This window comes from Kordia sp., from assembly GCF_050633145.1.
Lineage (GTDB): Bacteria > Bacteroidota > Bacteroidia > Flavobacteriales > Flavobacteriaceae > Kordia.
On record NZ_JBOEFY010000035.1, the window covers coordinates 1 to 24,635 of the forward strand.

The following is a 24,635-nucleotide window of genomic DNA, read 5'->3' on the forward strand; positions in this document are numbered from 1 at the left end:
ACACCAAACACCAAACACCAAACACCAACCACCAAACACCAAACACCAAACAACAAATGAGATTCCACACACGAAAATGGGTTAAACCCGAAGATTTGAATCCTAACGGGACTTTATTTGGAGGACGACTACTAGAATGGATTGACGAAGAAGCGGCTTTATACGCTATCATACAGCTTGAAAATCAGAAAGTAGTCACCAAATACATGTCCGAAATTGACTTTAAAAGTTCAGCTAAAAAAGGAGATATTGTCGAAATAGGTATTGAAGTCGCTAAATTTGGTAAATCATCTATCACGCTTAAATGTGAAGTGCGCAATAAAATGACACATGAAACTATTCTTACCATAGAAAACATTGTCATGGTAAACCTTGATGTAGATGGAAATTCATTGCCGCACGGTAAGGATAAAGTAGAATTTGTGAGCGATCGCCTCAATTCAAAAGAAAAATAAGAATTTAACAAAATCAATGTAAAAAGAGAAAAATGTAAAATGTTTCTCTTTTTTTTGTTGTCTTTTTCTTAATTGGTCAAGATGATCAATTGCAAATTCTTAAAGGAAAACGTTAAAAAATAGAGAAAAGTATATTTATTTAAAATATAATTTCCTACAAAAAATAAAAAGTAGTAGGTTTGTAATTCAGCAATACTATAAAAAAACTTTAACAAGTTTTTATGAGCCCAATTCTTAATTGGGCTCTTTTTTTTGTATCTTTAAGTAGAAAAAAATTAACATAGATATGCTGTTTAGTTAATATTTTTCGCATACTGGTTGATTCGGCTTAAATATATTAACCAGATAGCGTCCTTGATTCTCAATATTAGGGACGTTTTTTTGTGTAAAAATCGATAACAAGAATTCACTAAAGTTATTGATAGACTACTCTAATCATTCCATTCAAGTAAATTCAAAAAAGAAATTAACAAATTGATTGTTAAAAAAAATAGTTTTCAGTCTAAAGAAGATTACTTAAATATGCACTGTAAAAGCATTCCCCGATATGAAAATTGTTCAAACAGTTCCTGTGTACAACAGAAAAAGCAAACGCGTAACAAGTCTTAAAATCTCTGACTTTGAGTTGATTGCAAATGAAAACGAAGAGTTTTTTGATGTGCAAGGTGATTTTGTCATTATAAAAGATCGCTTTTTTAGAGTTCCACACTTGGTAAAACCCTGGACATTTTGGGTTGAAAACGGTAAACCACAAGTAGAACCAACAGAAGGAGTTGAATATACAAAAGTACTTTTTACGGTAGAAGCGCCCGATAAGAACGAGTTTGATTATAAAAATGATTTCAGAGCCATGAATCCGCTTGCAGGATATTTTCAGAGTTTTAAAACAGGTTTTTTGGAATTGATGAGTCAAGTTTCTGAAGAAGAACTCTCTAATTTTGAAATTACATTTTACACGCTTGTTCCGTATCAAACTTCATTGCATTATTTATTAGGAAAAACAGGAAGCAATCAAACACGATTGAATTTCTGGTTTTACGGTTGGATCAATTTAAAGTACCGTAATGACTTTATGAACTTCCTAAAACAACACAAGTTCGATTATTATATTAACGGAAGTACACGTGCTTTTAAAGGAATTATTTCGCAGGAATTATCACGTGTAATCGATGTCGAATATCAAGTACACCATCCAAATAGTGGTTTTTGGAAGCGAAAAAACATCAATCTGGGAATCAAAAAAATAGTGCATTTAGAACTTACTGAAATTCAATGGGCTGAAGAATTTTAGATTGGAATGATAATTGTGTGTTAACATCTGAATGAGTAATTGAAAAAATGCGTACTATTGTAATATGTATTTGTAATTGATTAAGAAATCAGCCATTTTGTCCGTGAATCATCTAAAAATAAAATTTCGTGTAGCTTTCATCTGTATCTTACTTGGTATGATGACAGTTCATGCGCAAAAAGATTCTACGAAAACAAAAAATACTGATTTAGATATTACCAAAGGAAGAATTAAACTACCATTTCCTAAAGCAAAAGAACCTTTAAAACCTCAAAAGAGAGCGCCAAACTTCATGGAGTTTAAAACGCCTAGTTTGCTAACAAAAAAGCGTACTAGCTTGATTCAATTGCCTAAATCGAAAAGAGCTTCTCTAAAAGAGGAAAAAGAAATTAATTTTACTGGACAGGAACAATACGTAACTCGTAATAAAGAATTTGAACGAAAACTGAATAACAAAGACAAACAAATTCGTCCTGAATATAAAGTCGAACAGTATTTAGGTGATTTTAAAAGCAACGGGAAGTTTGTCGAAATTGTATGTCGAGATCATGAATTTGTTGATGGCGATAGAGTACGTGTATATTTAAACGATGTAGTAGTCATAGAAAACATTCGATTGGAAGCTGCATACAAAAAGATAGACATCGCACTAAAAAAAGGATTCAATAAAATAGACTTCCAAGCATTAAATCAAGGAACTTCAGGTCCAAATACGGCTGAATTCCGTGTGTACGACGACAAAGGTGAACTTATTTCTGCAAACGAGTGGAACCTAACTACAGGCATCAAAGCCACTATGATTATTGTAAAAGAAGAGTAACTCTTTTATAAAAATCAATCTAAACGCATTCCGATTAAGAATTTCTACATTAGTTCATAAAAACTATAGTGTACAGTTTTTTTTGTATCTTTTGATGAAGAAAATTTCCAATATGATCCTTTCAAAACGATTCGAAGACGCTATCAAAAAATTGTACGAAGCATTTCATAACAACATGATAAACCCAGAATGTTGCAAACAATGTGCTGTTGGAAATATTTTAGATAATAACGATAGCTGGAAACACTTTTCTGATAATCACGGATCATTACTACTGAATTATACTGGAGCAGTACACCAAATTATGGGACGTACATTTGGTGGTTACACAGCTTTGGAATTATTACATATTGAAGCTGTTTTTTTAAAAGCGTGTGGATATGAACTTCCAATTCGTCACAATAATAAAAAACCAGCCAATCCAAGAGATAAAGAACTACTCTTCAATGCACTTTCTGCAGTTATTGATTATTTATGCACCTTAGAAGAAATAGATAATATTATGGATTACTCCAAGTTATTCGCTTACGAAAACGATCAACCTAAGTATGAGTTGGTAGCTTTTGGATGTTAGGCCTTTGGGGTTAGTATAGAGATTTTTCTAATCAACTTTTAGTTATTCAATCAAATTCATTAATCCATCATTCAAATCTTAAAAAAAACTAAATAGCGCTTGTGTTTTACAAAATGTAAAGTATATTTGTCATTATATCAAATATAGTTGTCAATCAAAAACAAATATTATCATGGCAAAAGAAACATTTTGCAAATCAGAAGAAAGTAAATTAGAAAAATTCAAGAATTTCGGATTACCACATTCATTCAAAAGAATAGGAATTATACTCGTAGTGGGTTCGTTCGTATTTTTGTTCGCACAAAAACTATTTGACTTAGAAATCCATGAAACAATCAAATTTATTTTAAAACGAGTTATACTCGTTGGATTATTAATCATTGCCATTTCAAAAGAAAAAGTAGAAGATGAAATGATTCGCATCATACGCGGGCAAGCATTTTCAATGGCATTCATAGCTGGAGTTGTGTATACATTATTGCAACCAGCTATCAATTACATCGTATCATTAATCGTTGAAAAAGACAATGAACCTTTAAGTGATTTAGGAGATTTTCAAGTATTATGGTTTTTATTAACCATGTATTTATTATTTTTCTACATGATTAAAAAAAGACTGTAATGAAGAATCGTATCAAGATAGAACGTGCTATTTTAGATCTCACACAGGACGATTTAGCCAAGAAAATAGGAGTTTCTAGGCAAACGATCAATTCTATAGAAAAAGGCCGTTATGTACCTTCTACAGTATTGTCATTGAAATTGAGTGAACTCTTTAAAAAACCGGTAAACGAATTCTTTTTTTTGGAGGAAACGGATTAAAGGTTAATTTTGATTCTATAAAAGATAATTGTAGATTTAGTTTTGAAAAGAACTTAGCGTATATTCATTATAGTCAACAAGAAAAACTTTGGGATTTATATTTACAGGCATTGCAGTTAATGAGAAATTTGAGCAGAAACAAATTGATTCTTTTGCATTTCGTTTTGGCTGTAATTCTTTAGAATTTGATAAAGAATTGGATTTTGAAGAGGCTTTGAACGTTGATTATGAAGATGAATACTTGGATTTTATCTTTTTTAAGAATTCAACATTAATATTTATTCCATTTGATTTTGCGCTTACGCTAAAAGCAAGACAAGCATCTTATAATTGTGAAACTTTATTTTTCTCATTAAATGAGTTTTCAATGGCCATGATGGTCTATTATTATAGAGATATAGAAAGGATAAAAATTCTGACTGAATCCAATGGAGAAATCAGAAAGAATATCGATAACGGATTAGAAATCCCGTATAAAGATGCGGATGATTTAATTTTTAAACTAATAGAAAACGTTACTAAAGTAAGCTTTTGGGATATAGAAAATAATACCAAAGTATATCGTTATCGACCCACAGAAGAAAAACCCTTAGTAAATCGTACCGACTTAAAATGGGAAAAAAGATATCTAGCCAGACGTAAACAAATGTCTAACGCTAACAACAACTTAAAAGTTGCCAAAAAGAAATGGTGGAAAATATAAAATCTACACTCTTGTAACACTATAAATATTGACGGTTTTAGCTTTTCCTTTAAGCAATAAATCATCAATATTTTTTGTAATGTACTTCTCTGGAAGCTGCATATCTTCTAGCAATGATTCAGAAATTAACAGATTGGAATTGTAAATATTACATTGCGATTGAATTCGTGCCGTAGTATTAATAACATCGCCATGATATGCAATTTCTTTTTTAATCGTTCCAACTTCAGTAACCATCAAGGTTCCGCCATGAATTCCTGCTTTAAATTCGGGAACCAAACCGTACTTGTCTTGATAATATTCACTTCGAGAATCCATTCGTTCTTTAAATGCAAAATACAATTCTAAAGAATTATTTCGTTTCAAGCCACGTTTATATGCCCAACTCAACACAGCTTCATCACCAACATATTGGTAAATTTCTGCATCGTACTTTCTCATAATTGCATTCAAATCATAAAAACAATCCTGAATCATTTGACTGTACTTATAATGTCCTAAATTCTCAGCAATAGTAGTAGATGACTTTAAATCAAGAAACATAAAAATTCGTTTCTCTTCTTGCGGTTTGCGATACTTTCCAAGCAACATTTTTAGAAAAACACCACGGCCAAATTTTTCATTAGCAATCTTCATAAATGAAAATACCAAAGAAGACATCACAAAGAAAATCATAATGGTCCAAAACGTCTTATTGGTACGCCACCAGCCTCTTTCTTCTTCTAAAGAAACATCCAGCATATAACCAGAATATTCAACAACATTACTTACTAAAAAGATAAGTGTAACGAGATATAGAAACGTTTTTGTAAAAATAATGATACCTAACGAAATGCTTTTTGCCAAATAACGATCAAACAAAAACTCAACAGCAGCATAAAAAATTCCGAATGGAATTGAAGATATAGAAACATATAGTAATAAATCTTGTATTGGAAGCTCATATTTTGGTAAAATACTTACGCCTTTTTCTTCATAAATGCCGAAATAACGAATGATAATCATAAAAGCAAATGCGAAAACCCAAAATAAAATAGATCGAAAAGTAAATAATAAGTATTGTTGGAAGGTTCGTTTCATAATTTGCAAATTACTAAAACTAAATTATAAATATTTAGGATTGATTATGTATTTTAGAGAGAAATTTTAAAAAACCGATTCATGAGAACCATATGTAAAATAATGCTTTTGTCATTATGTGTAATTGCTTGCAAAAACGAAAAAAAAGAATCCCAAAAAACACCAGCTAAGGAAACCAAAACTACAGTGTTGAAACCTAAACTTTTACACGAAGTAAACGGGTTAACACATTGTGAGTCTGTTGTGTATGATAAAAATAAAAACATATTATATGCTTCGGTAATTGGAAATAGAGAAGAAGGTGATGGAAGTATTGCTTCAGTTTCTTTAGATGGAAAAGTGATTGATACTGCGTTTGTAAAAGGTTTAAATGATCCGAAAGGAATTGCAATTACGAAGGATAAATTATACGTAAGTGACGTAACTGTTTTGGTTGAAGCAGATTTAAAAACGGGAGAAGTAATTAAAAGACATACAACAGAAGGAACTACATTTTTAAATGATGTAAATGTTGCTTCTGACGGAACTGTATATGTATCAGACACTTCAAATTCTACGATATACATGCTAAAACCAGACGGAACGTTTTCAGCTTGGTTGCAATCAGATGATTTAGAGCATCCAAACGGATTATTACAAGTAAACAATGATATGTATGTTGCAGCTTGGGGAAATATGGTCGGTCCTGATGGAAAGAAAAAACAAAGCGGAAACTTCTTAAAAGTTGACATGGCATCAAAAAAAATCATGAAAGTCTCTAAAGATACACTCGGAAATCTTGATGGAGTGCAAGTATATGACAAGGATAATTTTATAATTTCAGCTTGGCGAACAGGTAAAATAATGAAAATCAACAATAAAGGAGCTGTGGAAGATGTCTTAACTGTTGGACGAAGTGTTGGAGATATTTTATACATTCCTGAGAAAAAACTCTTGGCATTGCCGATGAACATTCAAAGTCAGTTATTAATTTACGAATTTCAAGAAGTTGAAGAGTAAGAATATCTCTAGTTAGTTTATCAATTTTAAACCATAAAATGTTTCAAATCGTACAAATAACTGTACTTTTGCAGCATGTCAAAAATCATTAAAAATCAACGCGATATCTTAGCAAAATTGGGGATTTCAAACCTCAATGACATGCAAGAAGAAGCGAAATTATCTATAAGTTCGCATCCAAACACCATTCTGTTATCACCAACAGGAACAGGGAAAACTTTGGCGTTTTTAATTCCAATCATTGCAGAATTAGATCCAACAATCGAAGAAGTGCAGGTTGTTATTTTAGCGCCTTCGCGCGAATTGGCAATTCAAATTTCGCAGGTAACACGCGAAATGGGAACAGGTTTTAAAGTGAATGAAGTGTATGGTGGGCGTAATTTTTCTAAAGATAAAGTCGATTTAAAACATCGTCCTGCTATTTTAGTAGGAACGCCAGGAAGAGTCGCAGATCATTTGCGTAGAGAAACGTTTAGCACGAATGCTATTAAAACCTTGATTTTAGATGAATTTGACAAATCACTAGAAGTTGGTTTCGAAGATGAAATGAAAGATATTATCTCTTTGTTGCCAAAAATTGAAAAACGTGTACTGACATCTGCGACGAAAGACATGGAAATTCCACAATTTGTGGGAATGAGCAATCCGTTAACGATCAATTATTTAGGTGAAAAAATCGCTAAATTAGATGTAAAACGTGTGTTATCGCCTGCAAAAGACAAACTAGATACCTTGTTGAATACCATTTCTTTAATGGCAAACCAACCAGGGATTATCTTCTGTAATTTTAAAAACACGATTCAATACGTAAGTGACTTTCTCAACAATAACGGCATTCCACATGGTTGTTTTTATGGAGGAATGGAACAAAAAGACAGAGAACGTGCACTAATCAAATTCCGAAACGGAACGCATCAACTCATTATTGCAACCGACTTGGCTGCACGTGGAATTGATGTTCCAGAGATTAAATTTATCATTCACTATCAATTGCCATTAAAAAGTCAAGAATTCACACATCGTAATGGTCGTACTGCCCGTATGCATGCAGAGGGAACTGCTTTTGTATTGCAATGGGAAAACGAGACTGTGCCAGATTTTATCTCGGAAGTAGAAGTGGTAGAAGAAGTTCCAGCTACAAAAAGACCCAAAGCTTCTGGCTGGAGTACTTTATTTATTTCTGGTGGAAGAAAAGACAAAATTTCCAAAGGAGACATTGCTGGTTTATTCATCAAACAAGGAAATCTTACCAAAGACGAATTGGGCATGATTGAACTTAAAAGTGATTGTGCATTTGTTGCTGTAAAATCTTCAAAAGTCAAAGAAGTCATTCAAAACACAAACAATACGCGTTTAAAAAAGAAGAAAGTTCGAGTGTCGCGTATTTAATTTAAAAATTTAGTTTCAATATTTCATGTACTTATTTCTTTTTTTAATCAACTTTTCAAGAGCTTTCTTAAGAGTTAGTTAGGACTATACATCTAAACTTGTTTACTTTATTGACAGTTCATAAACCATCAATTTCATTCCTTTTTAGTACTATATTTTCTTCATTCATTTGAATCATTATTAACCACAAAAAATATAGTACAGATGAAAAAAATGAATCTTAATTCTTTAAAACTGAACAAGAAATCTATTTCTAGTTTAAACCAACAAACATTAAAAGGAGGAGGAAATACTTTAGGAGGTGGTGCTTGTCCTATATTACCTCCTATTAATAACCCTGCTCCAGACCCAATTGATAATCCAGATCCAGAACCAATCTTTTCTATTATCGAAGTATGTTAATATTGACTGTCTTAAATCATTAGTAAATAAGCGAACCGAAATTCTGATCATGATTGAATTTTGGTTCGCTTATTGTGTTTTGTTTGATGATTATTCTTTAAAATTGTTAACTTAGAAAAAATCATTTGACATGAAACGTATCTATCCATTTTTATTTCTCTTCATTATAAGTTTAGTGTGTATTTCTGCAGCAGCATTACCATCACAAAAAGATGACTGCACATTTAAAGGTAAAAAACTTTACGGAAAAATTAAATTTGTAGAATATGCATCTAATGCAGATATTAAAATCAAAATTGTAAATAACTTCCAAGACCTTAAAGTGAAACTTGTAGATAATTATGCCGATGATTGCGGCGAATGGCAAGTAGTAGAATACGGTGAAGATTTAAAAGTATATGTTGCGGAGAGTTATGCAGATATTAAAGTGAAATTTGTAACGAACTATCCTGGAATGGATTGATTCAAATATCATTTCACACCATACGTTTGTTTATTCATATCAAGCGTATATTTATTACTCCATTCTACGGATCGTTTTTTTCATAAATTAGATCATATTTTACTATTATGAAAAAGTTACAATACCTTCTATTAATGTTTATCATAATTTTCAGTTTTACAAACTGTGAAAACGATGATGTTGAAGAAACGGCAACAGAAAACCCTGATACAAATCAAAATCCAGCCCCAGAACCTACAACCTTTAATTATGATTTTGGAAGCGATGTAAATCGAAACTTCGTTGGTAGAATAATTAATGAAAACAATCAACCTCTGGTTTCTGTTACGGTTACTATTGGAAATGAAACTACACAAACAGATATTAATGGAATGTTTGTGATGAATAATGTCTCAGTAAAACAAAACTTCGCATATATAAAAGCATCGCTGTCAGGATATTTTGATGGATCAAGGTCCATTGTACCATTAGATGGAGAAAATGTTATAAAGATTATGCTAAAAGAACGATTTAGTGTTGTTCGAGAAACTGGAGAAGCTTTTACCTTAGAATACGATGAATATGCTATTGGATTTAGTGGAGACTTTGTAAAAGAAGATGGTTCACCGTATTCAGGATCTGTAACTATTGCTTTTAATTATTTGAGTCCAACAGATGAAAATTTGAACGATTTGATGCCAGGTATGTTATTAGGACAAAACACAGGTGGAGAAGCAAATCTTTTAGAGACTTTTGGTATGTTAACGGTTGAACTCAGAGGAAGCAATAATGAGAAACTACAGATTACTTCCGATTCAGAACTAAAATTCCCAATTGCAAATGAGCAATTAAGCACAGCTCCAAGTACAATTCCGTTGTGGTATTTTGATGAAGAAAATGGATATTGGATTGAAGATGGAGAAGCAACTAAAGTAGGAAATCAATATGTTGGAACCGTTTCTCATTTTACACCTTGGAATGTAGATATACCACTACCAATGGCAAAAATAGATCTGACCGTATTAAATCAAAACAATACTCCTTTACTAGGTCTCGATATTTATGCCTACGCTCAAGGAGAAACATTCCCAAGAATACTGACAACGAACCAAGATGGGAAAGCTTGTAGTTTTGTTCCGCCAAATAGTCAAATAACACTAGAAGTAAGAGGATATTGTGATGAAGTAATCATAATGCAAACTATTGGTCCATTTGTTGAAGAAAGTACTAATATAATTCCACCGATAATTATAACGGACGCCATGATACCTCAGTCGGAAATACGAGGAACTTTAAAACAATGTGATGGCTCTAATGTTACTAACGGATATGTTATTATGAACAGCAATAACGATCAACCAATTTTTTATACAGTAACTGATGGAGATTTTGAGTTCAATACGTTTATTTGCGATGGTGAAACATCATTTACCTTACGAGGATATGATATTACTAATATTCAAAGTACTGGTGAAAATAGCTATACTTTTGAAACTCCAATAACAGAAGTGGGCGATTTAACAACCTGTAATGATGTAGAGGAGTTTATTATCTATACTTTTGTTAGACCTTACGTATCTTCAACCATTGAACGATATGTTAACGCGCCTTTTAATGTTAGAGTTGAGTCTAATAAAATATATGTGCAAAAAAACACTGGAGAATATTTTGTGATGCAATTTACCCCTTCTGATGGTGAACAATTTATAACTCCAGGAACTTACGAGATCGACTCAGATTTTATATTTGCCCATAATATACCAGAAACACCTGGTATAATAAACTGGAGATTGAACCTAGGTGCTGGTATTTTCGTAACTGAAAATCAAATGACAATAAATATAATTCAAATAGGGGAAGTTGGAGAATATATTATTTTTACATTTGAAGGATTACATTCTAATTTATATGGTGGTTATGAACCTTGGTTAGAAACAGTTTCAGGAACGGTTCGTGTACTAAGAGATGAATAAAACTTTAGAGTTCATTTTCAACGGTTTCCTGTTGTACTAGTTTCTTCTTAAAATAACGATTGATCAACGGTTGAAATATAAAAATCAACACAAAAGTAAATCGAGAAGGCATTGGGATAACAAATGCTAAAAATCCTGATAAAACCCAGACAAATGTACTATTCAGCGCGCGCGCTTTTTCCCATTGCCCAATAATTGGTGTGACTTCTTGTGCTGTTTTTGCGATATATCGAATCATCAGAAAATTAAAAAATCCAATAGCAGATAAGTTAAAACAATAAAAAGCAAAGGGAGAAACAGCATTAAATCCTCGTACGTACAATCCTGTAGAAAAGGGTAGAAGCACAATAAAGAGTAATAGCAAAATATTAAGCCAAAGCAATGTATAACTCACTTCTTTTACATAGCGCATAATACGCATATGTGCAATCCAATACAAAGCGGTTACTAAAAAACTAACGACAAGACCAATAAAACTAGGAATTCGATTGCCTAAAATACTTCCTAAACCTTCACGTGTAGCTTCTTCCGCTTCAGGAATAGCAACTTCTAATACAAGTAAAGTCATCGCAATAGAAAACACGGCGTCGCTAAAACTTACCACGCGCGATTTATCAAAGGTAATAGGCTCCATACAATACAGTTTTCTCAAATATAGTATTTATTTAATTCACAAAAAGAAACATTTCTGTTACATCAAATATCTTTTCCATTATATTTGTAAGACAAATGAAAAACATCAGTTTCATACTCGGTTTTCTAATTTTAGCCTTAGCGCTAAAACCATGTTCGGACGGATTTAACTCCGAACACGAAAACGATCTTGAAATTGGGCAAGAACAAAGTCACAATCATAAAAACGATCATGATGATTCCTGTCCAACACTCTGTGTATGTAACTGTTGTGGAGTGTTAGTTGTACATCAAGTAGCACAAACATTCACACTTCAATCAAAAATAAACATCTCTACACAGGTGAATACACATTACGAATCACATTACCGATTTGATATGTTATTCGCCATTTGGCAGCCTCCGCAAGTCATAAGTTAATTTATTGAAAATAGCTGTAAAACAATCAATTACAGTTGTTGAGTTTAAAAAATAATGCAAATACAGTCTATCATCTAAAAGCATTTATGCTGAGCTTGTCAAAGCAAAGTGATCTAGATTCTAGGCTCAAAATATATAAACTATGCAAATACGTATATGGAGCGTACTGTTCCTATGTATGCTATGCGGATTGGTCAACGCACAAGACAATGACTTTAAAATTAAAGTGTTCTCTGAGCACGAAAAAGAAGCCTTATTAGGCGCAAACGTACTTCTTGAAGATTTACAGAAAGGAGCAATTACCGATTTTGAAGGAGTTGCAAATTTTACAGGAATTCCAAATGGTACGCATAAACTCATGATTTCTTTCTTGGGTTTTAAAACGATAGAAACCACAATTACACTGCCAACGTCAAAGGAGCTAATTTTCTATATGGAAGAAGCAAAAGGCGAGTTAAATGCCGTTATGATCGAAGCGACACGTAGTACACGTGACATTCGACGCATTCCAACACGTATCGAAGTAATTGGCGGTGAAGAGTTAGGAGAGAAGTTCATGATGAATCCTACCAATATTTCAATGGTATTGCGCGAAAGTACAGGAATTCAAATGCAGCAAACTTCTTTAAGTAGTGGAAATCAAAACATTCGTATTCAAGGTTTGGACGGACGTTATACACAATTGTTACGTGATGGTTTTCCACTCTTTGGTGGATTTTCAAGCGGATTGAGTATCATGCAAATTCCACCTTTAGACTTAAAACAGTTCGAAATCATCAAAGGAAGTGCTTCTACATTATATGGAGGTGGCGCCATTGCTGGTTTGGTGAATTTAGTATCAAAAACACCCGATTTTGAACCAGAACTAGACATTATGCTAACGCAAACACATGCGCTTGGAACTACTGCAAATGTCTTTTACAGCAAGCGAAATAAAAAGTATGGAGTGAGTTTGTATGCTTCTGGAAACTATCAAAAAGTATACGACCCGGAAGATGACGGCTTTAGCAACTTGCCAGAAACAACTTCGGTAGCATTCAATCCAAAATTTTATTACTATCCATCGGAAGAAACTACGTTCTGGATTGGTTTAAATGGTTCGTTTGACGATCGAACTGGTGGTGATGTTGAGAAAATTGAAAACGGTCAAAACGGAATTCATCAATATACTGAAGAAAACATTTCGAAGCGTATAAGCTCTCAAGCAGTTTACACAACAAAGTTAGATTCTACGCGTGTTTTTACAATGAAAAACAGTTTCTCTTTCTTTGATCGTGAACTAAATGTACCAGACATGCAATTTAGTGGAAAGCAACTAAATTCCTTCAGTGAAGTAACGTTACAACACAATTATAACAAAAATGATTGGACTTTAGGAGCCAATTTATACACGACTAATTTTAATGAAGATGATAGCGCACCATTGCAACGTGATCAAAATGATGTAACCTTTGGAGTTTTTGTAAATTCAAACTTTGACTTATCAGACAGTTGGATTTTAGAAACAGGTTTACGTACCGATGTTGCTAAAGGTTGGGGCGTTTTTGTATTGCCTAGAGTGTCTTTACTATACAAGAATGATTCAGGATTTTCGAGTCGATTTGGAGGAGGATTAGGATATAAAACTCCCGATCTTTTTACGGAAGAAGCTGAATTTATCAATTTTGAAAATGTATTAAAAATAGATGAAGATGTACTAAAAGCAGAACGTTCGTATGGTTTAAACCTAGATTTTAACTATAAAACTAAAATTTTCAATGAAACAGTTGGTTTATCAATCAATCAATTATTTTATGTGACTTCAATTGATAATGGATTGTTATTGAATTTAAATGCGGATAACTTTTTTCAGTATGAAAATGCAGATGGAAACATTGTAAGTAAAGGAGCTGAAACAAATATTAAATTCTCGTATGGTCATTTTAAATGGTTTGTAAATTATGCATTGATTGATGCGAAATTGAACTATTTACCTGGAAATCCGCAAAAACCACTTACTGCAAAGCATAATGGAGGAAGTGTAATTATGTATGAAACCAGCACATGGCGTTTGGGGTATGAAACCTATTACACAGGTTCGCAAGTATTGTCTAATGGTACAGAGACTACAGATTTTATCTCGATGGGATTCCTGGCAATGCGCAACTTCGATTGGGGAGGAATTTATGCTAATTTCGAAAACTTTACCGATCGTAGACAAAGTCGTTTTTCGCCATTAGTAACGCCGCCACACGAAAACCCTACGTTTCCAGAAATTTATGCACCAACAGATGGATTTATTTTTAGTGTAGGAATCATTATCAAACCATTTGGAAATCATAGTGAACATCATGATGATGATTAATGAATAGATTGTTAGATCGTTAGATTTCTTAGATATACTAAATGTCACTTCGAGCATTATCGTAGATACCGAGCGTAGCTCATGAGAAGCTCAACCAACTATAACTTTCGATTGAATCTCGACTGCACTCGATTTGACAATTATATTAAATTGTCTAGTCCTAAAAAACCGTTATTGTGAATTCAGTAGCGGTTTTTTTTATATTCGTAGATCAAATAGGGAAGTCCATAGATGTTTTTTGCTAAATTATGTGCTATTGTTGAGATTTGTATAAGAAATCAAAAAACGAACAGCAATCAAAAAGTAATGTCTCATGAAAAAAACAATTATTCTACTACTCATCATAGTTTTATACGCTTGTAAAGAAAAGACAACGGAACCATCAAAAGAAGAGCAAAAAGCTGTTATTTCAGTTGATAATAAAGAGTTAAAAGAAATCTATAAACAGGATCAAGCGGATCGAAAAACTGCTGAAATTGATTGGAAAGTAGTTTCTAAAAACGACAGCTTACGACGTGTACGAATACATGAGCTATTAGGGGCAAAAAAAGTAAATACATCATTAGATTATCACAATGCAGCCATGGTTTTTCAACATGGACGTGATTCTTTAGATTATGGAATGGCAGTAAAACTCATGCGTACATCTGTAGAATTAGATTCAACAGCAGATAAATGGTTATTAGCCGCTGCAACCGATCGGTATTTGCTAAGTAAAAATGAACCACAAATCTATGGTACTCAATATGAAAGACAGCAAGGTGAACCTTGGAAATTATCTAAAATTGACACTACAAAAATTACAGATGCACAACGATTAGAATACGGAGTGCAAACCTTGGCACAGCAACGTGAACGTGTTAAAAAAATGAATAGTAAAAAAATACTTGAATTGTTGGAGTCAGGGAAATCAGTTCAAGAAATTATCACATTCATAAAAAAAGAAAACCTTCAAACATCTGCGTATGACTTGTCTGAGAGCGGAATCAATGTATTTGGATATGCATTAATGAATGAAGAAAATACCAAAGAAGCATTATCAATATTCAAGCTTAACACAGAATTATATCCTGATGGTTACAATACATATGACAGTTATGCAGAATGCTTTTTAACATTAAATGATACCGTAAATGCTATTAAAAACTATCAAAAGTCACTAGATTTAAATCCTAAAAACACAAACGCCACAAAGATACTTTCTGAAATAAAGAAATAAAAAGTTACATGACATCATTTCGCATAGAAAACATCTTAAAAAAGGAAATCTATTTACACATTATTTTTTGGGTGCTATATATTACGTATCCGCTACTAAAACACACGGATAGCAATTATATACTTGTACAATGGATTACTGCCAATAGTAACATTGTATTGCTTCTAATCACTGTATATGCTTGCTATTATTTCTTCTTTTCTTGGCGAAATAGATATAAAATTCCTGTATTGTTATTGTTTTTTGTGCTAATGACAGTTCTTGGCGTATTGTTTTCGGAATATATCCTAAACCTGTACATCTACCATTTGGATGGCTATTCATACAAAACTCATGCCTTAGGAATAGTGAGTGAATATATTTTAGTTTGTTTGATATTCTATAGTTTTTACAGTTTTAAAAAGGCGTACAAGCTTAGCAATCATCTTCGAATTGCGGAATTAAAAAATCTCAAATCTCAAATAAACCCGCATTTCTTATTTAATACGCTGAATAATATTTACGCCTACACATTAACAAATGACAAAAAGGCTTCCGAACTCATATTAAAACTTTCTGATAATTTTAAATATGTACTGCATGAAGGAAAAAAAGAGAAAGTTTCAATTGCAATTGATTGGCAACACATCAAAGACTATATGTACATGAATAGTTTGCGTTGGGAAGACAAAATTATTTTTGAAGTTGATGAGGAAATCAAGAATGAAAACGTACTTATTTCACCATTAATCTTAATTACTTTTGTTGAAAATGCTGTAAAATATACTAGTAAACTAAAAGGTGAGAACAAAGTGTCTATTCAGTTAAAAGTCAGTGATAAAGAATTATTTTTTACTTGTGAAAACCCATACAATGCAGAGTATGTTTTAACGGATGATTGGAAGTCAAGCGGAATAGGTTTAAAAAACACAAAAAAACGATTGGAATTGCTATATCCAAACCAACACGAATTAAAAATTGAAGACAGAAAAGATCAATTTAAAGTCACTTTAAAACTGGATATATGCTAAAATGTATCATTGTAGAAGACGAAAAAAATGCGCAATCAATCTTGTTGCATTACATTGAAAAAACAAATTTTATTGATTGTATTGGCGTTTATGAATCTGGTTTAGACATTCTGCAAGAAATAGTACAAACTATAGATTTTATGTTTTTAGATATGGAATTGCCTGAACTCAACGGTTTAGCTTTCTTAAAAACACTTGCAAATCCTCCAAAAGTAATTATTACAACAGCATACCCGGATTTTGCCATAGAAGCCTTTGAGCAGGCAGCAATTGATTATATGGTAAAACCGTTTTCCTATGTTCGTTTTTTAACTGCAGTGAATAGAATTAGAGCCACAAAACCAACCATTGATGATACAGAGTATATATTAATCTATGCAGATAAAATAACGCATAAAATTAAGCGAAATGACGTTCTATATATTAAATCGGAGCTAGATTATGTATCTATTGTAACAACAGAGGAAAGTATACTTACACTTGGAAGTTTATCAAACTGGCTAGAAAAAATTGATGCTTCAAGCTTTATACAAATTCATCGATCATACATTATAAATACAGATCATTTAAAAAAGATAAAACCAAATGCTGTACTTATTGAAACAGTTGAAATTCCTATAGGAAGCACCTACAAATCAATCATTAAAAAAATGTATAGCTAATCTATATCTTCCAAGAAAACGTAATAGTTGTACCAATTTTCTCTTTAGAATCAATAGAAATTGCTCCGTGGTTACCAGATACTATTTTCTTTACAATTGTTAAGCCAATTCCTGTTCCTTCAGATTCTTTAGTTTCGTTCAATTGGTAAAACATTTCAAAAATCTTTGCATGATACTTCGAATCGATTCCTGGACCGTTATCACGGATGGAAAACATGTATTTATAAGACGTTTTAGAAAATGAAATATGAATAATGACTTTTTCTTTATCGCAATGTTTAATAGCATTATTTATAAGATTAAGAAACACATGTTCTAGCTCAATTTTGCTTGTATGTAATTCATTATCCTTTTCGGGAAGATGGATGGTGTGCTTTTTTTCAGGATCAACAATATTTATAATTTCTCGCAGTAAATCATTAAAACTAAACGTTTCTTTACTCTTTTTTCCTTGTGCTATTTTAGAATATTCTAACAATCCATTAATCAAAGCGTACATTTTAGAAATTCTACCTTTCAAAGCATCAAAATGATTATTTGCTTCTTTATTTATAGGAATCTCAAGATCTTCTTCAATAAACGAAACCAAGGAGTGCATTGCGACTAATGGCGCTTTTAAATCGTGTGATACAATATGATTGAAACTGTTCAATTCGGCATTATACGCCTTTAATTGTCTTAAATTTTCTTTTAATTCTGAATTTACATTTGATAGCTCTTTTGATTTTTCAGAGATTTCTCTTTTCTGCTCAAGCGCAAGTACTTTTGCCTTTTCAAGTTCGCGAAACGAATTGGAAAATCGTGTCATTAAAAGCATTGATAGGAGTAGAAAAACAAGTATATACCCAAAATTTACATATATAATGGCGTTTCCATTGGCGCCTAAAAAAATATAAATATGTGCATAAAATATAAATGAAGCTAACAACGTGCTCATCAATAACAAAATAGATTCATGTCGTTTACTAGTAATCGCTTTTATGATTATGAATAAAACATATAATAAATTGATAGCTAGTAAGATGAGAAATGGGAATACAAATTTTGTAAAATATGGAGCAGGCAGAATAACCATTAATCCAACAAGACTAATAAAACTATAAATAATAATTTTTCTATATAAGTCAGGTACAAAACTGGAAAAAATAGTATAGAAAAAGAGACTGGCGGATGCACCTGCCATAAACAAGAAAGCATATTCAATCTTAGTGAGTAACACCCAACTAACCGATTCAAATATTTCAGCAAAAGGAGCATATCTATCACTCAAACTCATATATGCTAAAGCAAGACAAAGAATTGCAAAGTAAAGTACAGCACGATCTTTATTCCAATAAAACAAAAAGAAGAGTAAAAAGAAGATACCAATAAAGCTTAAACTTCCTATATAAATCATGTCTGCAATGACACGTTTCGATTTTATATTTTGTAAATGTTCTGTAGTGCTTACTATTGGAGCTTTATCAATTCCACCTTTATTATGATAAAAATTAGCAACCTGAATTACTACTTCAAAATTGGTTTCATCTGTATTTAGCGGTAAAATTTGAGAAAAACGTCTGTGCAGTGTCTCTGTTTTAGTAGTACCAACACGACCAATTTCGGAAACTAATCTTCCATTGATCCATGTTTTGGAGGAAGCGTATGCGGCTGGAATATAGAGTGATACCTGTGGTCTCTCTTTAGGTAAAGAAAAAGCGATTCGGTATGTAGCATACCCCAAAGGAGGAAGATTTTCTGTTTCAGAAAGCTTAAAAGTTGTCCAATTGTCTAATAATTTGTTTTTTGATTGTGCATGTCCAGCAAAATTTCCAGGTTCAATTAAGGCATTCCAGTAAAATTGCCAATTGGTATCAAGTGTAATTTCTGGCGTAATTAAAAAACTTTCTTTTGTAAGATCAGTTCTAATAAGTTCATTTTGTGGTGATTGTGCTAGTAAATTATGTGTTAAAAAAAGAAATATGAAAATACAACATACTAATTTTGTGTGCTGTTTGTGTAGCAGATATCTGTAGATTAGTTGAAATTTCCTTTGCATGTTCATATTTGGGATACACAAAATAGCTAATATATATGACTTATGGAAATTAACTATTTACAGTTTAAGAATCTTACAAGCAAGAACTTGTTTTTACAACTTCAAAATGTGGATTCGTATCAAATAAGTATTCTAAAATTAGCACATATTCGACCTCAATAATTTGGAAAATGACTTCTTCCTCAAAGATTAATTGATTGATCATTTTTATTTAAACCGTAATGTTTTCTCTGTATTAAATGTAATTTACTAACTTAGATATGATCGATTTCTTTATTGATTAAAATATTATTAGTTAAATAAAAAATTAATTTTTTAAGGAAATACTTTAATATTTTTCAAAGAAATGCACTAAATTGTTGACTTAATAATCTTATGTAATTTTGAAAAAAAAATACTACACTAATTTTATAATAATTTTTTTGTTGACTATTAGTTTAGCTGTAATACCAGATATTATATCTGAAGATGTAGAAAGTGTTTTAAAAACTTATCTAGGTAGCAATTATAAATTTATAATAGTATTTATATTTATTATGGGCACTGGGGTTTTGACTTATTTGAATACAGATAAAAACAAATCATTAAAATCTAAACAAAAATATAAAATTGATTGGAATAAAGAGAATCTATTACATATTAAAAGAGCAAAAAAACTTGCAAAATTTGGAGATTTAAAAAACTCAATTGAAGAACTAATTAAATTCAAAAATCATGCTTTAAAAAAAGAAGCTGACCTTTTATTATCAACCCTTTCTTTTGTTGAAAGCAATAAAAATTCACAAGAATATCTTAAGTTTAGAAGTGACATAGCTCATAAAGTATTATTATTGATATCAGATATTGAAGACAGTCAAATACCTGTATATAAGCATCTTAATTCAGTTAATCTCTATTTGAGAGATAAATACAAGGAAAGGTTAACTCAGAAGATAAATGGTAAAAAACCTATTAAAGCTAATCTAGTAATTAAAAGCTTAAATGATGATGATGATTTTAATGAAAGTGATATCTACAACGTATTTGAATATTATAATGAACGTTTACTTATTTTAGGAAGTCCGGGAGTAGGTAAATCAGTAATTATGTTGCAATTAGCAATAAAGATTTTAGAATACTCAAATAATATTCCAATTATACTTAAGTTATCTTCTTGGGATATAAAGTATGATAGTATTGAACAGTGGGTTTCAGCTTTATTATCACCAGAACTTAATATTTCAAAAATTACATCACAAGAAATATTAAAATGGTATCCAATTGTTTTACTATTAGATGGTTTTGATGAAATTAAAGAAGAAGCAAAAGAAGATTTTTTTCAAAAATTAAGTATTTATGGAACCAATATACATAATAAATTTATTGTAAGTAGTCGAAATGAACCTTACAAAAAGTCTATCAAAAAAGCCCCTATATATACTCAAATTTTAGTTAATTATTTAGAGTTTGATCAAATTGAAAAGGAATTAAATCAAATAGGCACTTCTCAACCTGAGGTGCCCGTATTACTTTCTACTATTAAAAAATATACCATATTAAAAGAAGTAATTAAAACACCTTTTTATTTTAATCTACTACAATCAATTTTATCCAAAGGGAAATCAATCAACGAATTAGGTATAGATTTTTCAGGAAATTCAATTAAAGAGGTGAAAAAAAGAATAGTAGATATATATTTTGAGTTATCTTTTAAAAAAGCTGATATAGATATTCAATTTATTAAATATATTGCTATAAAAACATCTAGTTTATCATATTTTGAATTATCATCTATTGATTATGATTGGGTTGATGAAAATGGTAATAAAAACAGATGGCATGGATTTATTAGTATGACTGTTAGAGTTTTTCCTCTCATTCCATTAATCACAATATCTTATACATTTCTCTCCAATGTAAGTTTAATATATGAATTTATTACACAAGATAAATTAATTATAAAATATTTTAAGACTATTATTAATCGGTCTATTTCGAATTTACCATATATAACTATTTTTCTTATATCATTATTTTTTATTATTATTTACACTAGCAAAAGAGAAAGTGTAAGAGTATTTACGAAAGAGACATTTGGTTTTTCAATAAAAAACGTTTTACTTCTTTTTAAAAAGAACATTTTACAAAGATTAATATTTACTATCAGTATTGGAATTATACTTTTCTTTTATTCAAATAACTTTAAACTTTCTATTATTGCATCTGTTGCTGTGTTCCTTTTAAATACAATCAATAATATTATTTTCAGTACTTTGGAAGAAAATGAAGAAAAAGAAGCGCTAAAATTAATTAAAATAAAGAAGCCGTACCAAAGATTTTATATATCAATGCGATTTTTACATTTTTCGATAATAGAACACTTTTATGTTCGATTAGTTTTATGGAAAAAAGGAAAGCTTCCATTTGAATTAGTTCCTTTTTTAAAAAAAATGACTGACTTAGGTATTTTAGAATCAGATGGTGCATCATGGACATTTAGACATAAAATTTTACAAGACTATTTAATTAATTACGATGAAAGTAATATAAATGATTAACTAACTAACCAAGAATTCACTTTAAGAACTTCAAAATGTAGGATTAGTATCAAGTAAGTATTCTAAAATTGACACATGATGATCAGCTCCAATAATTAAGAAAATTACTTCTTTTTCAAAAGTTAACTGGTTAATCATTTTATAGGGTTGAAGAATTTAGCGAATTTAAAAATTCTAAATTATCACTATATTTGGTGCTTCTTAAAGAATGTAAAAAAAACGTACATTTCGTGGTCACAAAGATTAAAGCAGAAATCAATAAGGTATATTTTATAGAACAGTATACCTTGATTCATATTTTGGAAGGTTCAGGAAACATTCAAGTAGATTTCAAAAACTACCACGATTGGAGTGATAAAGCTATTTATTTAGAAAAAGGACAGTATATAAAGTTCTTGTCGGATGATTTTTTAGTACGTTTTATTCACTTTCCGGATGAAATTATCTTTAAATCCAAAGATGTTCGAATCCTTTTTAAACACCTAATTTCATTGGGTTATATCAATTTTAAAGAATGTGATGATTGCAAAAATTTCTTAAATGCAACGGTGTTTAACAACAGCATGTCTGAACTTATTGACATTTCTACAGAACAATGGTATTGGCAAAACCCTTTTCAAGCCAATAAAGATGAGTACCAAGTTATTTTTGATGTAAAAGAAATCATCGATCAAGAGTTTTCTAATAATATCAATACAGCAGCGTTGGCGAATCATTTGACACATTCTGAATATACAGTAAAGCATTTGGTGAAAAATAAGCTTGGATTGTCTGTTAAGAACTTGATTCAGAATAAAAAACTTATCGAAAGTCAAAAAGACATTGCATTTACGGATAAAAACATTCAAGAAATTGCATACGATCAAGGATTCAAAGATCCAGGATATTTCAATCGTACCTTTAAGAATCAAACAGGGCAAACACCAAAGCAGTTTCGAGATAATTTTGATTATAAAGAACGCGATTTGTTTGTACAAGATCTAATTCACCTAATACAAGAATTCCACACAGAACAGCATGCATTGGGCTTTTATGCAGATCAAATGAATATCAGTATCAAAGCATTATCAAAGAAAGTAAAGCTTAAAATGAACACTTCTTTAGGACAATTGATTCGTTCACAATTAATACTTTCCGCTAAGGAAATGCTCTCGCAAGAAGAATCAATTAAAAATATAGCACATACATTAGGTTTTGAAGAAGCCAATCACTTTTCTTCTTTCTTTTCGCACTATGTTGGCGTTTCTCCTTCCAACTATACTAAGTAGACTATTTCAGAATCTTACATCTCGATTATCAATTAAAAAAGTACAATTTCCTGCGTGTTTTTTGTAGCTCTTTAACGGCGATTCGTCCGCATATTTGCAATGTAATTAACAACAAACATTAATTAACATTTAAAAAATAATAAAGATGAATATTAAAGAACAAGCAACAAAAATGGACAGCATCGTAGCGCAAGGCGCAATTGTAGATGCAGTAAAACAATTCTTTGCAAACGACGCTACAACTTCAGACTACAATGGTTTAGCAACAGCAAACAAACAAGAAATGGTTGAAAAAATGGAAGGATTTGCAGGCGCTATTGCACAGGTAAATGGAATTACGCTTCATCACACAATTGTTGATGGAAATGTATCTGCTTCTGAGTTTACATTCGATTTCAACATGAAAGATGATAGTAAAATTTACTGGCACGAAATCATTCGTCGCAAATGGAATGACAAAGGAGAAGTAATACAAGAAGAATATTTTAACGCACAATAATTAATTAATATATAAAAACAAACAAAATGAAAAATATCATAAAATCAAGCGTCTTAATTTTAAGCATGTTAGCAAGTACACTCATATTTGCACAAGACAACAAAGCAAACAACATCGATAATAGCAATATTGCATTGCAAGGATACAGTCCTGTTTCGTATTTAGACTTAGGAATTGCGCAAAAAGGATTGAAGAAATATAAATCAACACACGAAAAAGTAGATTATTACTTTACATCAGCAGAGCAGAAGTCTACTTTTGACAAGAATCCTGGGAAATACCTTCCACAATATGGCGGATTCTGTGCTTTTGGAACTTATGCAGGTGCAAAGTTCAGACCAGATCCAAATAAATTTATCGTAAAAGACGGAAAGTACTTCCTATACTTATACAATTTAGAATTGGATGCACAACAACTGTGGTTAGCTGAAAAAAATCACGGAAAGTTAGTTGCTACGGCAAACAAAAACTGGAAAAAATTAAAGAAAACACATAATTAATATTTCTGTTTATTCTTTTAAAAAGCGTATCAATAGTAGGTTGGTACGCTTTTTTTGTTTTATAGAATAAGTTTTTTTAAAACAAAGAAGGATCAAGTTATAAACTACATAAAGCACAACTAAAAACGATATGTTTTGTGCGTTAGTATTTATAAATCACCACGATAGGTCCTTTGTAAATCCCAATTTTCATGATAGTATTGTGTCATTATTAACCGTTAAATTTTATATCATGAAAAAAAGAAATCTTACATCATTAGTATTAAACAAAAAATCTATTTCAAATTTAGATCCTAAGCAAAGTAGTGTCAATGGAGGAATTAATAAAACCAATGCGCTTATATGTACTAGTCAATGTTCTGTAAATCCAGTGTATTGCAATACGCTTATAAGTTGCCCTAATGGTGGAATTTGTGACTAATAAAATTGCCCGTACCTTTCGACTCCGCTCAAGGGTCGGGCATTTTTTATAGTTAACGTTGTTTAGTATGCAAATTAGAAACTCTCTTAAGATATAAGTCTAACAGGCGAAGCCGATACTAAAATTCTAAGAGC

The 24,635-nt window shown here is 31.2% G+C and carries 25 protein-coding genes; 22 read left to right on the forward strand and 3 right to left on the reverse strand.

All coding sequences use genetic code 11. The features are described from left to right. Positions 1-56: 56 nt before the first annotated feature. From ACRBBL_RS16560 to ACRBBL_RS16590, 7 genes are all read left to right on the forward strand, one after another. The gene (locus tag ACRBBL_RS16560; RefSeq protein WP_431370300.1) at positions 57-455 is read left to right on the forward strand and encodes an acyl-CoA thioesterase; all 399 of its coding nucleotides are present in this window, start codon (positions 57-59) and stop codon (positions 453-455) included. Between the two features lie 547 nt (positions 456-1,002). Continuing rightward, a complete protein-coding gene (locus ACRBBL_RS16565; RefSeq protein WP_431370185.1) occupies positions 1,003-1,746 on the forward strand; it encodes a hypothetical protein in 744 nt (247 codons plus the stop codon). Positions 1,747-1,903: 157 nt separating this feature from the next. Beyond that, positions 1,904-2,566, forward strand: coding sequence for a hypothetical protein (locus ACRBBL_RS16570; protein WP_431370186.1), 663 nt, complete (start codon positions 1,904-1,906; stop codon positions 2,564-2,566). A 112-nt stretch (positions 2,567-2,678) separates the two neighbouring features. Continuing rightward, positions 2,679-3,140, forward strand: coding sequence for a Na(+)-translocating NADH-quinone reductase subunit F (locus ACRBBL_RS16575; RefSeq protein WP_431370187.1), 462 nt, complete (start codon positions 2,679-2,681; stop codon positions 3,138-3,140). 172 nt (positions 3,141-3,312) lie between these two features. After that, positions 3,313-3,762: a hypothetical protein gene (locus tag ACRBBL_RS16580; RefSeq protein ID WP_431370188.1), complete on the forward strand. Its 450-nt coding sequence runs from the start codon at positions 3,313-3,315 to the stop codon at positions 3,760-3,762. Beyond that, positions 3,762-3,962: a helix-turn-helix transcriptional regulator gene (locus tag ACRBBL_RS16585; protein WP_298518980.1), complete on the forward strand. Its 201-nt coding sequence runs from the start codon at positions 3,762-3,764 to the stop codon at positions 3,960-3,962. Before ACRBBL_RS16580 ends, ACRBBL_RS16585 begins: the two co-directional genes overlap by 1 nt. Before the next feature lie 88 nt (positions 3,963-4,050). Continuing rightward, a complete protein-coding gene (locus tag ACRBBL_RS16590; protein ID WP_431370189.1) occupies positions 4,051-4,665 on the forward strand; it encodes a hypothetical protein in 615 nt (204 codons plus the stop codon). A gap of 3 nt (positions 4,666-4,668) precedes the next feature. Here ACRBBL_RS16590 and ACRBBL_RS16595 read toward each other — a convergent pair whose 3' ends face one another. Next, positions 4,669-5,745 (reverse strand): adenylate/guanylate cyclase domain-containing protein, encoded by a 1,077-nt coding sequence (locus ACRBBL_RS16595; protein ID WP_431370190.1) that lies wholly within the window; start codon positions 5,743-5,745, stop codon positions 4,669-4,671. 81 nt (positions 5,746-5,826) lie between these two features. Here ACRBBL_RS16595 and ACRBBL_RS16600 point away from each other — a divergent pair, with 81 nt between their 5' ends. From ACRBBL_RS16600 to ACRBBL_RS16620, 5 genes are all read left to right on the forward strand, one after another. Next, positions 5,827-6,744: an SMP-30/gluconolactonase/LRE family protein gene (locus ACRBBL_RS16600; RefSeq protein ID WP_431370191.1), complete on the forward strand. Its 918-nt coding sequence runs from the start codon at positions 5,827-5,829 to the stop codon at positions 6,742-6,744. A 75-nt stretch (positions 6,745-6,819) separates the two neighbouring features. Beyond that, complete coding sequence (locus ACRBBL_RS16605) at positions 6,820-8,133, forward strand: DEAD/DEAH box helicase (RefSeq protein WP_431370192.1); 1,314 nt, start codon at positions 6,820-6,822, stop codon at positions 8,131-8,133. A gap of 213 nt (positions 8,134-8,346) precedes the next feature. After that, positions 8,347-8,535, forward strand: a complete 189-nt coding sequence (locus ACRBBL_RS16610) for a hypothetical protein (RefSeq protein ID WP_431370193.1) — start codon at positions 8,347-8,349, stop codon at positions 8,533-8,535. Between the two features lie 130 nt (positions 8,536-8,665). Next, positions 8,666-8,998, forward strand: a complete 333-nt coding sequence (locus ACRBBL_RS16615) for a hypothetical protein (RefSeq protein ID WP_431370194.1) — start codon at positions 8,666-8,668, stop codon at positions 8,996-8,998. 107 nt (positions 8,999-9,105) lie between these two features. Then, positions 9,106-10,950: a hypothetical protein gene (locus ACRBBL_RS16620; RefSeq protein WP_431370195.1), complete on the forward strand. Its 1,845-nt coding sequence runs from the start codon at positions 9,106-9,108 to the stop codon at positions 10,948-10,950. Between the two features lie 4 nt (positions 10,951-10,954). On the opposite strand, the gene ACRBBL_RS16625 is transcribed toward ACRBBL_RS16620, so the two are convergent. After that, positions 10,955-11,584, reverse strand: a complete 630-nt coding sequence (locus ACRBBL_RS16625) for a TMEM175 family protein (protein ID WP_431370196.1) — start codon at positions 11,582-11,584, stop codon at positions 10,955-10,957. 95 nt (positions 11,585-11,679) lie between these two features. Between ACRBBL_RS16625 and ACRBBL_RS16630 the strand changes: the two genes are divergently transcribed. The 5 genes from ACRBBL_RS16630 to ACRBBL_RS16650 all read left to right on the forward strand — a co-directional run bounded on the left by ACRBBL_RS16630 (position 11,680) and on the right by ACRBBL_RS16650 (position 17,238). After that, on the forward strand, positions 11,680-12,003 hold the full coding sequence (locus ACRBBL_RS16630; RefSeq protein ID WP_431370197.1) for a DUF6660 family protein: 324 nt from the start codon (positions 11,680-11,682) through the stop codon (positions 12,001-12,003). Between the two features lie 142 nt (positions 12,004-12,145). Next, positions 12,146-14,347 (forward strand): TonB-dependent receptor, encoded by a 2,202-nt coding sequence (locus ACRBBL_RS16635; protein WP_431370198.1) that lies wholly within the window; start codon positions 12,146-12,148, stop codon positions 14,345-14,347. Between the two features lie 313 nt (positions 14,348-14,660). Next, complete coding sequence (locus ACRBBL_RS16640; RefSeq protein ID WP_431370199.1) at positions 14,661-15,566, forward strand: tetratricopeptide repeat protein; 906 nt, start codon at positions 14,661-14,663, stop codon at positions 15,564-15,566. An 8-nt stretch (positions 15,567-15,574) separates the two neighbouring features. Next, a complete protein-coding gene (locus tag ACRBBL_RS16645) occupies positions 15,575-16,576 on the forward strand; it encodes a sensor histidine kinase (protein WP_431370200.1) in 1,002 nt (333 codons plus the stop codon). After that, entirely contained in the window at positions 16,570-17,238 is a 669-nt protein-coding gene (locus ACRBBL_RS16650) for a LytR/AlgR family response regulator transcription factor (protein ID WP_431370201.1), read from the forward strand. Before ACRBBL_RS16645 ends, ACRBBL_RS16650 begins: the two co-directional genes overlap by 7 nt. A gap of 1 nt (position 17,239) precedes the next feature. Here ACRBBL_RS16650 and ACRBBL_RS16655 read toward each other — a convergent pair whose 3' ends face one another. Further along, positions 17,240-19,276, reverse strand: a complete 2,037-nt coding sequence (locus ACRBBL_RS16655; protein WP_431370202.1) for an ATP-binding protein — start codon at positions 19,274-19,276, stop codon at positions 17,240-17,242. Positions 19,277-19,659: 383 nt separating this feature from the next. Between ACRBBL_RS16655 and ACRBBL_RS16660 the strand changes: the two genes are divergently transcribed. The 5 genes from ACRBBL_RS16660 to ACRBBL_RS16680 all read left to right on the forward strand — a co-directional run bounded on the left by ACRBBL_RS16660 (position 19,660) and on the right by ACRBBL_RS16680 (position 24,501). Next, the gene (locus tag ACRBBL_RS16660; RefSeq protein ID WP_431370203.1) at positions 19,660-21,813 is read left to right on the forward strand and encodes an NACHT domain-containing protein; all 2,154 of its coding nucleotides are present in this window, start codon (positions 19,660-19,662) and stop codon (positions 21,811-21,813) included. Between the two features lie 230 nt (positions 21,814-22,043). Further along, a complete protein-coding gene (locus tag ACRBBL_RS16665; protein ID WP_431370204.1) occupies positions 22,044-23,081 on the forward strand; it encodes a helix-turn-helix transcriptional regulator in 1,038 nt (345 codons plus the stop codon). A 145-nt stretch (positions 23,082-23,226) separates the two neighbouring features. Next, positions 23,227-23,580: a hypothetical protein gene (locus ACRBBL_RS16670; protein WP_431370205.1), complete on the forward strand. Its 354-nt coding sequence runs from the start codon at positions 23,227-23,229 to the stop codon at positions 23,578-23,580. A gap of 26 nt (positions 23,581-23,606) precedes the next feature. Next, positions 23,607-24,080 carry a YHS domain-containing (seleno)protein gene (locus ACRBBL_RS16675; RefSeq protein ID WP_431370206.1) on the forward strand — a complete coding sequence of 158 codons (474 nt, stop codon included), beginning with the start codon at positions 23,607-23,609 and terminating at the stop codon, positions 24,078-24,080. Between the two features lie 232 nt (positions 24,081-24,312). Beyond that, on the forward strand, positions 24,313-24,501 hold the full coding sequence (locus tag ACRBBL_RS16680; protein ID WP_431370207.1) for a class I lanthipeptide: 189 nt from the start codon (positions 24,313-24,315) through the stop codon (positions 24,499-24,501). The last annotated feature ends 134 nt before the right edge of the window (positions 24,502-24,635 follow it).

Coding starts and splice junctions, on each gene's coding strand:
- ACRBBL_RS16560 (WP_431370300.1), top strand. CDS start 57: ATGAGATTCCACACACGAAAATGGGTTAAACCCGAAGATTTGAATCCT.
- ACRBBL_RS16565 (WP_431370185.1), top strand. CDS start 1,003: ATGAAAATTGTTCAAACAGTTCCTGTGTACAACAGAAAAAGCAAACGC.
- ACRBBL_RS16570 (WP_431370186.1), top strand. CDS start 1,904: ATGATGACAGTTCATGCGCAAAAAGATTCTACGAAAACAAAAAATACT.
- ACRBBL_RS16575 (WP_431370187.1), top strand. CDS start 2,679: ATGATCCTTTCAAAACGATTCGAAGACGCTATCAAAAAATTGTACGAA.
- ACRBBL_RS16580 (WP_431370188.1), top strand. CDS start 3,313: ATGGCAAAAGAAACATTTTGCAAATCAGAAGAAAGTAAATTAGAAAAA.
- ACRBBL_RS16585 (WP_298518980.1), top strand. CDS start 3,762: ATGAAGAATCGTATCAAGATAGAACGTGCTATTTTAGATCTCACACAG.
- ACRBBL_RS16595 (WP_431370190.1), bottom strand. CDS start 5,745: ATGAAACGAACCTTCCAACAATACTTATTATTTACTTTTCGATCTATT.
- ACRBBL_RS16600 (WP_431370191.1), top strand. CDS start 5,827: ATGAGAACCATATGTAAAATAATGCTTTTGTCATTATGTGTAATTGCT.
- ACRBBL_RS16605 (WP_431370192.1), top strand. CDS start 6,820: ATGTCAAAAATCATTAAAAATCAACGCGATATCTTAGCAAAATTGGGG.
- ACRBBL_RS16610 (WP_431370193.1), top strand. CDS start 8,347: ATGAATCTTAATTCTTTAAAACTGAACAAGAAATCTATTTCTAGTTTA.
- ACRBBL_RS16615 (WP_431370194.1), top strand. CDS start 8,666: ATGAAACGTATCTATCCATTTTTATTTCTCTTCATTATAAGTTTAGTG.
- ACRBBL_RS16620 (WP_431370195.1), top strand. CDS start 9,106: ATGAAAAAGTTACAATACCTTCTATTAATGTTTATCATAATTTTCAGT.
- ACRBBL_RS16625 (WP_431370196.1), bottom strand. CDS start 11,584: ATGGAGCCTATTACCTTTGATAAATCGCGCGTGGTAAGTTTTAGCGAC.
- ACRBBL_RS16630 (WP_431370197.1), top strand. CDS start 11,680: ATGAAAAACATCAGTTTCATACTCGGTTTTCTAATTTTAGCCTTAGCG.
- ACRBBL_RS16635 (WP_431370198.1), top strand. CDS start 12,146: ATGCAAATACGTATATGGAGCGTACTGTTCCTATGTATGCTATGCGGA.
- ACRBBL_RS16640 (WP_431370199.1), top strand. CDS start 14,661: ATGAAAAAAACAATTATTCTACTACTCATCATAGTTTTATACGCTTGT.
- ACRBBL_RS16645 (WP_431370200.1), top strand. CDS start 15,575: ATGACATCATTTCGCATAGAAAACATCTTAAAAAAGGAAATCTATTTA.
- ACRBBL_RS16650 (WP_431370201.1), top strand. CDS start 16,570: ATGCTAAAATGTATCATTGTAGAAGACGAAAAAAATGCGCAATCAATC.
- ACRBBL_RS16655 (WP_431370202.1), bottom strand. CDS start 19,276: ATGCAAAGGAAATTTCAACTAATCTACAGATATCTGCTACACAAACAG.
- ACRBBL_RS16670 (WP_431370205.1), top strand. CDS start 23,227: ATGAATATTAAAGAACAAGCAACAAAAATGGACAGCATCGTAGCGCAA.
- ACRBBL_RS16675 (WP_431370206.1), top strand. CDS start 23,607: ATGAAAAATATCATAAAATCAAGCGTCTTAATTTTAAGCATGTTAGCA.
- ACRBBL_RS16680 (WP_431370207.1), top strand. CDS start 24,313: ATGAAAAAAAGAAATCTTACATCATTAGTATTAAACAAAAAATCTATT.